The organism is Actinoplanes sp. ATCC 53533, assembly GCF_003947245.1.
The window spans coordinates 30,574-46,150 of sequence record NZ_QHHV01000087.1 but is presented as its reverse complement, the minus strand read 5'-3'; the positions used below and the strand labels follow the sequence as shown (position 1 = coordinate 46,150).

General features: G+C 75.5%; 5 protein-coding genes. All 5 read left to right on the top strand.

The features are described 5' to 3' along the window. Nucleotide 1 precedes the first annotated feature (1 nt). The 5 genes from DMB66_RS27195 to DMB66_RS27175 all read left to right on the top strand — a co-directional run bounded on the left by DMB66_RS27195 (nt 2) and on the right by DMB66_RS27175 (nt 15,441). The gene (locus DMB66_RS27195; RefSeq protein WP_125806952.1) at nt 2-907 is read left to right on the top strand and encodes a carbohydrate ABC transporter permease; all 906 of its coding nucleotides are present in this window, start codon (nt 2-4) and stop codon (nt 905-907) included. Further along, nucleotides 908-1,759 (top strand): carbohydrate ABC transporter permease, encoded by an 852-nt coding sequence (locus DMB66_RS27190; RefSeq protein WP_125806951.1) that lies wholly within the window; start codon nt 908-910, stop codon nt 1,757-1,759. It abuts the gene before it with no gap. A gap of 169 nt (nt 1,760-1,928) precedes the next feature. Beyond that, complete coding sequence (locus tag DMB66_RS27185; RefSeq protein ID WP_125806950.1) at nt 1,929-2,849, top strand: ABC transporter ATP-binding protein; 921 nt, start codon at nt 1,929-1,931, stop codon at nt 2,847-2,849. Next, the gene (locus tag DMB66_RS27180; protein ID WP_125806949.1) at nt 2,846-4,423 is read left to right on the top strand and encodes an ABC transporter permease; all 1,578 of its coding nucleotides are present in this window, start codon (nt 2,846-2,848) and stop codon (nt 4,421-4,423) included. The genes DMB66_RS27185 and DMB66_RS27180 overlap by 4 nt, the downstream gene beginning before the upstream one ends. 47 nt (nt 4,424-4,470) lie before the next feature. Then, entirely contained in the window at nt 4,471-15,441 is a 10,971-nt protein-coding gene (locus DMB66_RS27175) for a non-ribosomal peptide synthetase/type I polyketide synthase (protein WP_125806948.1), read from the top strand. Nucleotides 15,442-15,577: the final 136 nt, after the last annotated feature.

The following is a 15,577-nucleotide window of genomic DNA, read 5'->3' as shown; positions in this document are numbered from 1 at the left end:
AGTGCGTGGCAAGCGACTGTTCATCGCCACGTTTCTGGTGCCGCCGCTGCTGCTGTACGGCGTCTTCGTGGTGTCGCCGTACGCGCAGGCGTTCCAGATCTCGGCGACGGACTGGGGCGGGCTGTCGCCGGAGTACGAGTTCATCGGCCTGGACAACTTCCGGCGGCTGTTCGGCGACGGCACGTTCTGGAACGCGTTGCGGCACAACGCTTTGCTGCTGGCGCTGCTGCCGGTGGCGACGATCCTGCTCGGGCTGTTCCTCGCCTCGATGATCAGCGTCGGCGGCCGGCGGGACCGGGCGGGCGTGCAGGGGGTACGCGGCGCGGCCGTCTATCGCGTCGTCTACTTCTTCCCGCAGGTGCTGTCGGTGGCGATCGTCGGCGTGCTGTGGAAGGAGATGTACGCGCCGAACAGCGGGCTGATCAACGGAGCCCTGCGCGCGGTGGGGCTGGACGCGCTGGCCCGGCCATGGCTGGGTGACCCGCGGTTCGCGTTCTGGTGCCTCGCGCTGGTCCTGCTCTGGAGCAACGTGGGGTTCTACGTGGTGCTGTTCAGCGCCGCGATGCAGTCCATACCCCGCGACATCTACGAGGCGGCCCTGCTCGACGGCGCGACCCGCGCCACCACCCTCTTCCGGGTCACCGTCCCGCTGCTGTGGGACACCATCCAGGTGGCCTGGGTATACCTGGCGATCCTCGCGATCGACGGCTTCGCCGTGGCGCAGATCGTCACCGACGGCGGCCCCGGCTACTCGTCCGACGTCGTGGGCCTGCGGCTCTACAAGACGGCGTTCACCGACTCGCAGTTCGGCTACGCCTCGGCCATCGGCGTGGCCCTGTTCTTCCTGACGCTGTCGGTCGCGGCGATGTTCTTGCGGGTGACCCGGCGCGACCGGGTGGAAATGTAGATGCGTCGGACCTCCGGCGGCGACCGGGCCTTCCCGGTCCTCGCCCACGGCTTCCTGATCGGCTGGGCGCTGCTGACCACGCTGCCGCTGCTCTGGGCGGTGCTCAGCTCGTTCAAGAGCGACACCGAGATCCTCACCGAACCGTGGGGGCTGCCGGCGCGGATCCGGTGGGAGAACTGGGCCCGCGCCTGGAACGAGGCGCACATCGGCCGGTACTTCCTCAACAGCGCGATCGTGGTGACCGGCGCGCTGGTGCTCACCATGCTGCTCGGCGCGATGGCCGCGTACGTGCTGGCCCGCTACCGGTTCCGCGGCGCCCGGATCGTGTATTTCGCCTTCGTGAGCGGCATGATGTTCCCGGTCTTCCTGGCGCTCGTGCCGCTCTTCTTCGTGGTGCGCAACCTCGGCCTGCTGGGCACGCTGCCGGGCCTCACCCTGGTGTACGCGGCCTACTCGCTGCCGTTCACGGTCTTCTTCCTGACCGCGTTCTTCCGCACCCTGCCCAGCTCCGTCGCCGAGGCCGCGATGGTCGACGGGTGTGGGCACTTCCGGCTCTTCTTCCAGGTGATGCTGCCGATGGCCCGCCCCGGACTGGTCAGCGTGGGCATCTTCAACTTCCTCTTCCAGTGGAACCAGTACGTGCTGCCGATCGTGCTCATGCAGGGCGAGGGCGCCGAGCGGCGGTGGGTGCTGGCGCAGGGGCTGACCGCGCTCGCGGTGCACGAGGGCTACCGCGGCGACTACAGCGGGCTCTTCGCCGGCATGACGATCGCGATGCTCCCGGTGCTCATCGGCTACCTGGCGCTCCACCGCCGGGTGCAGAGCGGGCTGGCGGCCGGCCAACTCCGGTGATGGCCAATTCGCATGTCCAGGTCACTCGCCGTCGACGGCAAGGTGGGCAAGAATACCTGGGAGGCCCTGTTGCACCGCTGGGTCGCGTTCCAGCAGCCCGGCTGAGCAGACGTGTTGGTGGTTACTCGCTTTGCTCTGCTTCCCTGGAGGAAACAGCAGAGGAGGTGGCATGACCACGGCGACCGAAGCGATCTCCATCACCGCGCTGAGCAAGTCGTTCGGCGGCGCCAAGGCGCTGGACGGACTCGATCTGTCCGTGCGGGCCGGTGAGGTGCACGGCTTCCTGGGGCCCAACGGAAGCGGGAAGACCACCACCATCCGGGTGCTGCTCGGACTGCTCCACCCCGACGCCGGCCAGGTGCGGATGCTCGGCGGCGACCCGTGGCGCGACGCGGTCGCCCTGCACCGCCGGCTGGCGTACGTGCCCGGTGATGTCACGCTCTGGCCGGGCATCACCGGCGGCGAGATCATCGACCTGCTCGGCCGGCTGCGCGGCGGGCTCGACCGGCGCAGACGCGACGAGCTGCTGGAGCGCTTCGATCTGGACCCGCGCAAGAAGGCCCGCACCTACTCCAAGGGCAACCGGCAGAAGGTCGCCCTGATCGCCGGGCTTGCCTCGAGCGCCGAACTGCTGCTGCTCGACGAGCCCACCTCGGGCCTGGACCCGCTGATGGAGTCGGTGTTCCAGCAGTGCATCCAGGAGGTGCGGCTGCAGGGCCGCACGGTGCTGCTGTCCAGCCACATCCTCGCCGAGGTCGAAGCGCTGTGCGACCGGGTCAGCATCATCCGGCTGGGCCGGACCGTCGAGTCCGGCACCCTGGCCGAGCTGCGGCACCTGACCCGCACCTCGATCGCGGTGGAGACGGTCCAGCCGCTGACCGGCATCGAGGCCCTGCCGGGAGTGCACGACGTGCTGGTCGAGGACCACCACGCCCGCTTCGACGTCGACACCGCCCAGCTCGACACCATCGTGCGCCGGCTCGCGCCGCTCGGGGTGCGCAGCCTGACCAGCACCCCTCCCACGCTGGAAGAGCTGTTCCTGCGCCACTACGACGACGAGCAGACGGCCGGGGGAAAGGTGGCGCCATGACCGGCACCCAAGGCCTGCTGCGGTTCATGCTCCGCCGGGAGCGCGTCGGTCTGCCGTGGTGGCTGCTGGGAGCCACGCTGCTCGTGCTGGTGCAATCGGCACAGAGCCAGAACCTGTACGGCAGCCCCGAGGCTCTGGAGCGGCTGCGCCGGACGATCGGCTCGAACACCGCGGTGATCGCGATGAGCGGGCCGACCCGGCTGCTGGAGTCGATCGGCGGGGAGGTCGTGTTCGAGATCTTCGCGTTCGTGGCGATCGTGGTCGCGTTGATGAGCATGTTTCTGGTCGGCCGGCATACCCGTGCCGAGGAGGAGACCGGGCGCGCCGAACTGATCCGCTCGGCCCGGGTGGGCCGGCAGGCCCCGCTCACGGCGGCTCTCGCCCTGGCCGGCCTGGCCAACCTCGCCGTGGGGGTCCTGGTGTTCGCCGCGGCGGCCGGCACCGGCCTGCCGGTCGGCGGCTCGGCGCTGTTCGGCGCCGCGACCGCCGCTGTCGGCATCACCTTCGCCGCGTGCACCGCGGTCGCGGCGCAGATCTTCGCCAACGCCCGGGCGGTGTACGGGGCCGTCGGCGTCGTCCTCGGCGCCTCGTATGTCCTGCGGGCCGCCGGGGATGTCGGCAGCGGCGCACTGTCCTGGGCATCGCCCATCGGATGGGGCCAGCGCACGTTCCCCTACACCGGCGACCGGTGGTGGTCGCTGCTGCTCCCGCTGGGCGCCACCGCGCTGCTGGTGACGGCCGCGGTGGCCATGCAGCGACGCCGCGACTTCGGCGCCGGGCTGGTGCCGGCCCGGCCCGGCCGGGCCCGGGCCACCGGGTCGCTGCGGAACGCGTACGCGCTGGCCTGGCGCCTGCAGCGGGGCAGCCTGGCCGGGTGGGCCGCGGGGCTCGGCCTGCTCGGTGTCGCCTACGGGTCGATCGCGGACAGCATCGAGCAGTACATCCAGGACAACCCGGAGGTCGCCGAGTTCCTGCCGGGAGGCGCCGCGGACATCGTCGACGCGTATCTGGCGCTGACCGTGGGCATGTCGGCCCTGATCGCGACGGCGTACGGCGTGACCAGCGCCCTGCGGATCCGCGCCGAGGAGGTCTCCGGGCGCGCGGAGCCGGTCCTGGCCACCGCCACCAGCCGGCTGACCTGGCTGGCCAGTCACCTCAGCGTGGCCCTGACCGGCAGCGCCCTGGCGCTGCTCGCCTTCGGCCTGGGCGAAGGCACGGCGTACGGTTTGACGGTTTCCGACGCCGGTCAAGTGCCCAGGCTGACCGGCGTCGCGCTCACCTACCTGCCCGCGGTGTGGCTGATCGTCGCCCTGGTGGTGCTGGCCCTCGGGTGGGCGCCGCGACCGTCCGCCGCACTGGGGTGGGTGGCCGTCGGATACTGCGCGGTCGTCACCCTCTTCGCCGACTCGTTCAACCTGCCGGGCTGGGTCCAGCGCGCGTCACCGTTCGCCCATACTCCGCGGGTGCCGCTGGCGGACCTGGCGCTCACGCCGCTGATGGTGATCATCGTGCTCGCCGTGGTGGCCCTGGGCGCCGGCTACGCCGGCCTGCGCCGCCGCGATGTCGGCTACTGAGCCCCGATCCCGCCGGTTCTGTTGAGATCATCTAATAGCGTCGGGCCATGACGCTGACCGAAGTGCTGATCCGGGCCGCCGCGCACGCACCGGATCAGGTCGTCGTCCACGTCGACGGCGCCGGCGGCGAACGGGTCACCACCTACGGCGGGTTGGCCGCCGACGCGCTGCGGATCGCGGGCGGCCTGCGGGCGGCGGGGCTGACCGCCGGCGACCCCCTGATCGTGGTCGCCGACGACAGCGCCGAGTTCCTCCCGCTGTTCTGGGGCGCGGTCCTGGCCGGCGTCGTCCCGGTGCCGCTGCCCCCGGAGCCGGGCCGGCTGGCCGCCGTCTGGCGTCACCTCGGCCGGCCGGCGCTGGCCGGCGACACCGCTCTCGACGGTGCCCGCCTGCTCTCCCCCACCGTGCTGCGGGCGGCGACCGCGCTCGCCGCACCGGTCCCGGCCGGCCCCGGCGATCTGGCGTTCCTGCAGTTCTCCTCCGGCAGCACCGGCACGCCGAAGGGCGTCGAGCTGACCCACGGCAACGTGGCGGCCAACCTCGACCAGGCGGCCCGCGCCGGCGCGGCGACCGCCGCCGACGTCGTGGTCACCTGGATGCCCTACTTCCACGACATGGGGCTGATCGGAACCCACCTCGTCCCCCTGCACGTCCGCTGCCGGCAGGTCCGGCTCAGCCCGCTGACCTTCGCGAAACGGCCCGAGCTGTGGCTGCGCACCGCCGCGAAACACCGCGCCACGATCCTGTCCGCCGCCAACTTCGCCCTGGCCCTGACCGCGCGGCGGGTGCCCGACGCGGTGCTCGACGAGCTGGACCTGAGCAGCGTCCGGCTGGTCATGGTCGGCGCCGAGCCGATCTCCCCGGCCGTGTGGCGGGCCTTCGCCGGCAAGCTGAGCCGGGCCCGGCTCGACCCCCGCGCCCTGCAACCGGTGTACGGGCTGGCGGAGGCGACCGTGGCCGTCGCCTCCCCGCCGCTGGGCGAGCTGGCCCGCCCGCTGCGGCTGAGCCGGGCGGCGCTGGCGCGCGGTGTCGCGGTGGACGCCGGGGCGGCGGCGCCGGCGGTGGAGCTGATGGACGTCGGCTTCCCGGTGCCCGGCTGCGCGATCCGGGTGGTCGACGACTCCGGCGAAGCCGTCGAGGACGGCCTCGTGGGGCACGTCCAGGTCCGCGGTCCCAACGTCACCCGCGGCTACCACCGCGACCCGGCCGCCACCGCCGCCGCGCTGGTCGACGGCTGGCTGCGCACGGGCGACACCGGGTTCGTGCGCACCGGCCGGCTCTGCGTCACCGGCCGGTCGAAGGACGTGCTGTTCGTCCACGGGCGCACGTTCCACGCCGTGGACCTGGAGGAGGTGGCGGCCGGAACCCCCGAGCTCGGCGTGGGGCCGGTCGCGGTGGTCGGCTCGACCGATCCGGCGAACGGCCGGGAACGGGTCGTGGTGTTTCTGGCCGCCCCGGCCGTGCGGGCCGACCCGGAGGTCGCCGGGCGGGTCCGGTCCCGGGTGGCCGAGGCGCTCGCGTACGACGAGGTGCGGGTGCGCGTGGTGCCCGCCGGGGCGTTCGCCCGCACCACCAGCGGCAAGCTGCGCCGGCAGGTCCTGCGCGACCTCGTCGAGGCCGACGCCGACCAGCGGGCCGACGCCGACCAGCCACCGGCCCTGGTCGCGATGCCCGCCGCTCCGGCACCCGTCCCGGCCGACCCGCCCCGCACCCGAGCCGAGGCGGAGACAACCGCCCACGCGCCACGCACCCGGGCCGAGGCGGAGCGGACCGTCCGCGAGGTGTGGGCCAGGGTGCTGCGCCGGCCGGCGGAGCGGATCGGCCCGGACGACCGGTTCCTCGCGATCGGCGGCTCCTCGCTGGCGGCGATGGAGGTGCTCGCCGCGCTGGAGGACGCGTTCGGTCGTACCCTCGATCCCGCCGAGCTGCGTGATTACGCCACCGTCCCCGCCCTCGCCGACCGGCTGCTGGCCGGCGACGCCGCCGCGACCCCCCATCCGACCACCCCGCCGCCGCCCTTGACCGGGCTGAGGAATCCCCGCCCGGTGCCCGCTCCCGCCGCGCGGCCGTCCGCCGTGGACCTCGCCGTCATCGGGATGGCCTGCCGGTTTCCCGACGCCGACACCCCCGAGCAGTTCTGGGCCAACCTGGTCGCCGGCCGCGACAGCGTCACGCCGGTGACCCGCTGGCCCGGCGGCGGCCACGGGGCGTTCCTGGCCGACCCGGCGCTGTTCGACGCCCAGTTCTTCGGCATCGACGACGCCGAGGCGCGCTATCTCGACCCGCACGCGCGGATCTTCCTGGAGCTGGCGCACGAGGCCCTGGAACGCGCCGGATACGCCGGACCCCGCCGCCACGGCCGCCGGGTCGGCGTCTTCGCGGCGGTCGGCGAGAGCGGCTATCCGGAGCTGCTGCGAGACGCCGACCACGGCACGCCGTACGCGTTGACCGGCGCCCTGCGCAACCTCACCGCCGCCCGGGTGGCGCACCTGCTCGATCTGCGTGGCCCGGCCCTGGCCGTGGACACCGCGTGCTCGTCGGCGCTGGTGGCGCTGCACCTGGCCCGGCTGAGCCTGGCCGCCGGGGACTGCGACCTGGCGGTGGTCGGCGGGGTGAGCCTCAGCCTGACCGCCACCGGGCACCGGCTGCTCGCCGGCGCGCAGGCGCTGTCGCCGACCGGCCGGTGCCGCGCCTTCGCGGCGGACGCCGACGGTTTCGTCCCCGGTGAGGGCGGCGCGGCGCTGGTGCTGACCCGGCTGGACGACGCCGGCGGCGACCGGGTGCTGGCGGTGGTGCGCGGCACGGCCGTCAACAACGACGGCCGGTCGCTGAGCCTGATGGCACCCAACCCGCTGCTCCAGCGGGAGGTGATCGCGCAGGCGTACCGGGACTCCCGCGTGGACCCGGCCGACGTGACCTACGTGGAGGCGCACGGCACGGGCACCGCCGTGGGCGACCCCATCGAGGCGCGGTCGCTGGCGTACGCGTTCCCGCCGCTGCCCGGCGGCCGGCCGCGGCTGCTCGGTTCGGTCAAGACCAACATCGGTCACCTGCTCAACGTCGCCGGCCTGCCGAGCCTGGTGAAGGTGATCCTGGCCCTGCAGCACCGGGAGCTTCCGCCGTCGCTGCACCACGACCGGCCGTCGCCCCGGTTCGACCTGGCCGGTGCCGGGTTCGAGGTGGTCACCGCGCGCCGGCCGTGGACCGGTCCCCCGGTGGCGGGAATCAACAGCTTCGGCTTCGGGGGCACCAACGCCCACGCGATCCTGTCCGCGCCGCCGGCCCCGGACCCCGTGGTGCGGGGCCGGGCCGACGGTCCGCACCTGCTCACACTGTCGGCACGGACGGCGGCGGCGCTGCGGGAGGCGGCCGGTGCCCTCGCGGGCCACCTGCGGGCCCACCCCGAGCTGAGCGAGGCGGACGTGTGCGCCACCGCCGCCGCGGCCCGCGACGACGGGCCGTACCGGATCTCGGTGGTGACCGACGGCGACCTCGCCGAGAAGCTGGCGGCGGCGGTCCCCGGCCGGCAGGCGGCCCGGCAGCCCCGGGTGGCATATCTGTTCGGCGGGCCGGGCCCCCAGCGCCCGGGCCGGGGTGCGGCGTTGTATGCGACGGCGCCCGAGTTCCGGGCGGTGCTCGACGACGTGTCCGCCGCGGTCGGGCCGGTCGCCGGCCGCACCCTGGTCGAGTGGTGCACCGACCCCGGGATCCCCGCGGCCGACCTGGCCCGCGCCGAGGTGGCCGGGCCGCTCGGGGTCGCGTTCGGGGTCGCGCAGGCCGCGCAGCTCCGGGCCTTCGGGGTGCGGCCGGACGCCGTCGCCGGGCACGGCCTCGGTGAGCTGGCCGCCGCGGTGACCGCGGGCATGCTCACCGCGGCGGCGGCGGTGCGCCTGGCGGTCGAGCCGCGAACCGTACCGTCCCCGGCGCCGGCGCGGATCCCGCTGCTCAGCACGGTCACCGGCGAGTGGGGTGCCGCGTTCGACGCGGCGTACCTGGCCGCGCGGCCGGTGCGCTTCGGCGCAGCGATCGACCGGCTGCGGGCGGACGGATACGACACATTCCTCGCGGTAGGCGCCGGGACGGTCCGGGGAGCAGCGGTACGGCCGGCCGGCGACGATGCCGGGGCCCTGCTGACGACCGCCGGGGACGTGTGGCGCCGTGGCGCTCCGCTGGACCGTGCCCGCCTCGACGCCGGTGCTCGCCGGGTGGTGCTGCCGACGTACCCGTTCCAGCGGCGGCGGCACTGGGTGACCGACCCGCCGGCGCCCGAACTCTCGACGCCCCGCTGGGTCGACGCACCTTCCGGCACGCCCGCCGGCGGGCCGGTGACCGTGCTGCGGGCCGGGACCGACGCGATCTCCGCCGTCACCGCGCTGGCCGCGGCGCCGGCGGAGGGGCACCTGCTGGTCGTCACCGAGGACCTGTACGCCACCGGGACCGGCGCCGAGCAGCCGAGCCCCGCCCACGCCGTGTGGACCGGCCTGGCGATGGCCCTCGCGGACGAGAACCCCCGGCTCGGGGTGCGCGTCGTCGACCTCTGCTCGGCCGACCCGGAAGCCGCCCGGCACGACGCCGTCGAGCGGGAGTCGGCCGATCCGCCGGCGCCGGGGCCCGCGCGGATCGTCGCCTGGCGCGGCGGCCGGCGGCTGGCGCGCACGTTCGCCCCGGCGCGTACGACGGATCCCGTGGTCCCGCCGCCGGACGGGCGCTACCTCATCGTCGGGGGCGCCGGCGCGGCGGGCGCCGCGATCGCCCGCGACCTGGCCCGCCGGGGCCGGCCGCACCTGCTGCTCGCCGGGCGTTCGGCGGAGCCGGCCGCGCTGCTGGACGAACTGCGCGGGCTGGGCGCGACGGTGACGTACCGGACGGCCGACCTGGCGGTGGAGGCCGACGTGGCCGCCCTGGTCGCCGACGGCGAGTTCGACGTCGTGGTGCACGCGGCCGGCGTGGTGCGGCCGGGCAGCCTGCGGGCGAAGACCCCGGCGGAGGTGGCGGGCGCGCTGGCCGCCAAGGTCGAGGGCACCCGCCTGCTGGCGCTGGCGCTCCGGGACCAGAAGCCGCTGGTCGTGGCGCTGTCGTCGATCTCGTCCGTGCTGCCCGGCCTGGCCGGCGCGCTCGGCGACTACGTCGCCGGCAACGCCTTCCTCGACGCGTTCGCCGCGGCCGAGCGGGCGGCCGGGCGCCGGTTCGTGGCGGTGAACCTGCCGGCGCTGACCGGCGGCGGCCTCGCCGCGGCCCACGCCGTCGCGGCCGGTGCCGACGCGCTGCCGGTCGACCGGGTGCCGGAGGTGCTCTGGGCGGCCGCCGCACTCGACGCCGCCCAGGTCCTGGTCCGGCCCTCCCGGTCCGCCGCGGGCCCGCCTGCGGAACCGCCGCGGGCAGCGCCACCGGCGCCGACGACGATCGGGGCCGGCCACGATGACCTGATCGCCGTCGTCCGGGACCTGCTCGCCGGGCCGCTGGACCGGGATCCGGACACGATCGGCACCGACGAGCCGTTCCTCGCCCTCGGTCTCGACTCGCTGACCGCCATCGACCTGGTCAAGGAGCTGGAGACCAGGCTCGGCCGGACGCTGTCGACGACGTTGTTCTTCGAGCACCGCACCCTCGGCGAGCTGGCCCGGCACCTCGTCGGCCCGGCCGACTTCCCATCCGACCACCCCACCACCACCCCTGACCGGACTGAAGACTTCCCGCTGAGCCCCGTGCAGCTCGCCTTCGACACCAACGCCCGGTTGTACCCGGCGGTGCCCGCCTACGCGTACGTGCGGCAGACCATCGCGGGGCCGGTCGATCCGGAACGGCTGGGCCGGGCCTTCGCCGCCCTGGAACGGCACCACCCGATGCTGCGGGTGCGGTTCGGCCCGAACGGCCAGCGCTTCGCGGCGCCGGGCAGCGGCCGGCCCACCTGGTTCACGGTGACCGAGCTCGCCGGGCCGGTGGCGGCGCTCGACGCCGAACTGCGCAACCGGCCCTTCGACCTGACCCGCGAGCCACCGGTACGCGCCGTGCTCGCCGTCGCCGGCCCCGGCCTGGCGCACCTGGTGCTCGTGGTGCACCACGCCGCGGCCGACGGGTTCAGCATCGCGATCCTCGGCGACGAACTGTGGGCCCGCTACGCCGGGGACGAACCGCCGGCGCCACCCCGAGCCACCTTCGGCGAGCATGAGGCGCTGCGCTCCGGCCCGACCGCGACGGACCTGGCGTACTGGCGGGACGCCCTGGCCCGGTATCCCGGCCTCGCGCTGCCGTTCGACGGCGACCCCGACGCCGACCCGCGACCGCCGTTCGCCGTGCACCAGGTGGCGACCGACCCGGCGCTGACGGCGCAGCTGAGCGAGCGGGCCCACGCCGCCGGGGTGTCGCTGTTCCATCTGCTGCTGGCCGGCTACGTGCGCTGCCTGTCGCGGTGGACCGGCCAGTCCGCCGTGCCGGTCGCCGTGGCCCGGGCCGGGCGCACCGCCCGGCTGCCCGGGGTGGAGCGGATGGTCGGCCCGTTCGCCGACACGCTTCCGGTGCTCGCGCGGGTCGACGCCGGCGAACCGGCCGCCGCGCTCGCCGACCGGCTCCGGGAGGCATGGCTCGCCAGCGAGCGGCACGGCTCGGTCTCCACCGTGGACCTCGCCCGGATGCTGGGCGCGAGCGGCGCCGGGCCGCGCACCGCCAGCCCGGCGAGCTTCAGCTTCGCCCGGTTCCCCGGAACCGGCGCCGCCGGTGAGCACGTCGTGGCGACCGTCGCCGGCACCGCCTCGGCCGCGACCAGGCTGGGCCTGGTCTGTTTCGAGGCGCACGGCGCCCTGCACTTCTCCTGGAACTACCCGGCGGCGCTGTTCCACCCGGCGACCGTGCGACGGTTCGCCGACGAGCACCTCGCGGAGATCGCCGCGCTGGCCGACGCCGAGCGGCCGGCCCCGGTCGCTTCGCCAGCCGACGCCGAGCGGCCAGCCCCCGTCGCTTCGCCAGCCGACGCCGAGCGGCCGGCCCCCGTCGCTTCGCCGGCCGGCGCCGAGCGGGCGGCTTCGGTTGTCGAGCGGATCCGGGCCCAGTGCCATCGTTCTCCCGCGGCGATCGCGGTGCTCACCGACGGTGTCCCGCTCAGCTACCTCGACCTGGACCTCGCCTCCGACCGGCTCGCCGCCCGGCTGGCCGCGACCGGCGCCCGCCGGATCGGCCTGCTCACCGGGCCGGGCGCCGAGACGGTCGTGGGGGTCGTCGGCATCCTCAAGGCCGGCGCAGCGTGGGTGCCGCTGGACGCCGCCCACCCGCCGGCCCGGCTGGCCGACCAGCTCACCCGGGCCGGGGCGGACGTGGTCGTCTGCGACGCCACCACCCGGCCGGCGACGCGGGCGCTCGGCCGCGGTTTGACGCTGATCGAGTCGCAGACCTCGGCGCACGCCCTCCCGCCCCCGGTCAGCACCCGGCCGGACGATCCCGCCTACGTGATCTTCACCTCGGGCTCCAGCGGGCGGCCCAAGGGCGTCGCGGTCACCCACCGGGCGATGGCGGGCTACCTCGACTGGGCGGTGACGACGTTCGGCTACCGGGCCGGTGACCGGCTGGCGCAGACCGCGTCGATCTGTTTCGACGCCTCGGTCCGGCAGGTGCTCGCGCCGCTGCTCGCCGGTGCGACCGTCGTCGCCTGGGACCGGGACACCGTACGGGATCCCGGCGAACTGCTGCACCGGGTCGAGCGGGACCGGATCACGGTCTGGAGCTCGGTCCCGACCCTGTGGGAGCGGCTGCTCGGTGCCGCCGAGAAACGCGCCCACGCGCCCGACCTGTCGGCGCTGCGCTGGGTGCACGTCGGCGGCGAGGAGCTGTCGCCCGCGCACGTACGCCGCTGGTACGACCTGTTCGGGCCCGGTCAGCGGATCTCCAACCTGTACGGCCCCACCGAGACGACGATCAACGCGACCTACCACGTGATCAGCGAACGGCCCGCCGACGACGTCACGCGGCTGCCGATCGGGCGGCCGATCGGCGGCGCGCTGGTCGAGGTGCTCGGGCCGGACGGGCGGTGCTGCGCCCCCGGCGAGGTCGGCGAGCTGTACATCGGCGGGGCCGGGGTGGCCGGCGGCTACCTCGACGACCCCGACCTGACCGCGGCAGCGTTCGTGGCGCGCGACGGACGGCGGTGGTACCGCAGCGGGGACCGCGCCGAACGCGACGCCGACGGGCTGCTGTGGTTCCGTGGCCGCGTCGACGACCAGGTGAAGCTGCACGGGTACCGGGTGGAGCCGGGCGAGGTGGAGGCGGTGCTGCACCGGCATCCGGCCGTCGACCGGTCCGCCGTCCGGGTCGAGGGCGAACGGCTGATCGCGTGGGTGCGACCGCGCGGCGACGCCGAGCCGACCGGTGCCGAGCTCCGCGCCTACCTGGCCGGGCTGCTGCCCGACTATCTGGTGCCGGCCCGGGTCGAGGTGGTGCCGGCGCTGCCGCTCACCGCTACGGGGAAGATCGACCGGGCCGTGCTGTCGCCCGCCGTCCTCCCGCCCGGCCCCGCCGAACCGCCGGTCACCGCGACCGAACGGCTGCTGGCCGAGGTGTGGTCACGCCAGCTCGGCGTGCCCCGGGTCGGGCGCGCCGACGACTTCTTCGCCCTCGGCGGCGACTCGATCGGCGTACTGGATCTGTTCGCCACGCTGGCGGAGCACCTGCCGGCGCTGCCCCGCCCCACCGTGATCTACCGGCACCGCACGGTCGCCGAACTCGCGGCCGCGATCGACGCGGCGCGGGCCGACCCACCGGCCCGGGCCACGCCGCCGGACGGCGCCGAGTTTCCGCTCAGCCTGACCCAGCGTGGCTTCCTGCTGGCCGACGCGGTCGGCACCGCGGCGACGTGGCTGGCGGCGCCGCGCCTGCGCGGGCCGCTCGATCGCGACCGGTTCCAGCGGGCCGTCGACGTGCTGGTGGCCCGGCATCCGATGCTGCGCACGGTCTTCCGCGGCGACGCCCGGCCACTGGCGCAGCGGGAGTTGCCGCCGACCGCCCGGCTGGTGGTCGGCTACGACGCCGATCCGGGCGAACTCGCCGACGAGCTGGCCGCCGAGCGGGCGCACCGGCTCGATCCGGCGCGCTGGCCCCTCGTGCGGATGCGGCTGCTGCGGCTCGGGCCCGAGGAGCACGTCCTGCTGCTGCACGCGCACCACCTCGTCGGCGACGGATACAGCGTGGCTCTGCTGGCCCGGGAGCTGCTGGCGGTGTACGACCACGGCGAGGCAGCCCTGCCGCCGGTGCGGTCGACGTTCCGCGAGTACGTGGCGTTGCTCGACGGGCTGACCCCGACGCCCGCCGCCCGGGACGGTGGCCTGCTCGACCGGGGTACGACCACCGCCACCGCCGGCTGCACACTCGACCCGGCGACGGTGGCGGGGCTGCGAACCCTGGCCGCCGCCGCGGGCGCGACGCCGTTCGTTCCGGTGCTCACCGCGTACCTGCGCGGCCTCCGCCGGTTGACCGCCCGGCCCGACCCGATGGTGGGGGTGGCGGTGACCGGCCGCGACCACGCCCTGCCCGACCTGGCCCGGATCTTCGGGCCGTGCGCGACCGCGGTCGCCGTGCGGCCCGGCCCGGCCGGCGGGTTCGCCGGCGACCTGGACCGGACGGCCGCAGCCGTGACCGCGGCCCGGAACCGCACCTTCACCGCGCCGCAGGGCTGGCAGTTCTTCTTCACCTACCTGGACTTCGACGCGCTCGGCCCGCTCGCGGGCAAGACCCTGCGGCTGTGCTGGGACGACACCGACGCCGAACTGTCCGTGCCGCCCGGCACGGACGTGCTGCTGGCGGTGCGGCCGGTCGACGGCGGCCTGCGGCTGACGCTGCGCGGCCGGGTGCCGGCGGAAGCCCTGGACCGGCTCGCCGCCGACCTGCGCGCCGATCTGGAGACCGCCGGGTCCCGCGCCACGCGGCCCCCGAGCGATCGGCTGGATGCCGCCCTGGTCGGCTACCTCCCGGCCCCGGCGCAACTCGCGGCCCTGGCGGGAGACCTTCCGGCAGGGGTACGCGACGCGCTGCCCGCACTGGACCGGGAGACGCTCCGCGCGGCCCTGTTCCCGGACGGCGCCCCGCGGCTGCTGGAGACCGTGGTGACCCCGCTCGGCCGGTCCGGGTTCGTGTGCCTGCCCCGATTCGCCGACGAACTCACCCACGGTGATCTCGCCGCGGACAGCGCCGCCGCCGTCGACCTCGCCGCCGCGCATGGCGCACGCACCGTGTCGCTGGCCGGGATGATCCCGGCCCACACCGGCTTCGGGACGGCCGTGGCCCGGCACGTGCGCTCCGCCGCCCGGGTCACCACCGGCCATGCGGTGACCGCCGCCTCGGTGGTGCGCACCGTGCTCGCCGCGGTCGCGGCGAACGGCCGGCCGCTGTCCCGCGGCGTGCTGGCCGTCGTGGGCGTCGGCTCGATCGGGCGCTCATCGCTGGAGTTGTTGCTCGCCCGCGCCACCCAGGTGCCGGCCGGGCTGCTGCTGTGCGACCTGCCGGCCACCGCCGGCCGGCTGGCGGACCTGGCCGCCGAGCTCAGGGCCGGCGGCTACCCCGGCCCGATCGAGATCGCCACCGCCGGCCGGTCCGCGCCGGACGCGGTGTACCGGGCCGATCTGGTCGTGGCGGCGACCAGCGGGGGCCCCGGCACGCTGGACATCGACCGGCTGCGGCCGGGCACCGTCGTGGTGGACGACTCGTTCCCGCACTGCTTCGATCCCGCGCGGGCGCTGGCCCGGATGCGCGACCGGGGCGACGTGCTGGTGGTGGGCGGCGGACTGCTCGACGTCGGGCCGACGGAGCGCATCGTGGCGGCCGGCCTGCCGGCGACTGTCCGATTCGGACTGCCCGGCGCGGTGGCGTCGTGCCAGCTGGAGTCGCTGCTGCACGCTGCCATGCCGGGGCTGCCGCTGATCCGCGGGCCGGTCGATGCGGACCGGGCCGCCGGATACTGGGATGCCTTGGACGCGGCGGGCGTCCGCGCCGCGCCGCTGCACCTGCTGGATCAGGTGGTGTGGACGGAGGCTCGCTGACGCTGGGGATGCTCAGGGACGGTCGTGCGGGAACCACGCGTCGCCCCTGAGTTGGCACTGTTCGCATCGCGGGCTGCCACCAACGGCCATCGGTTCCGGCGAGGTGTTCGGATCCGCGGAAGGCCCGAGAGGCGAG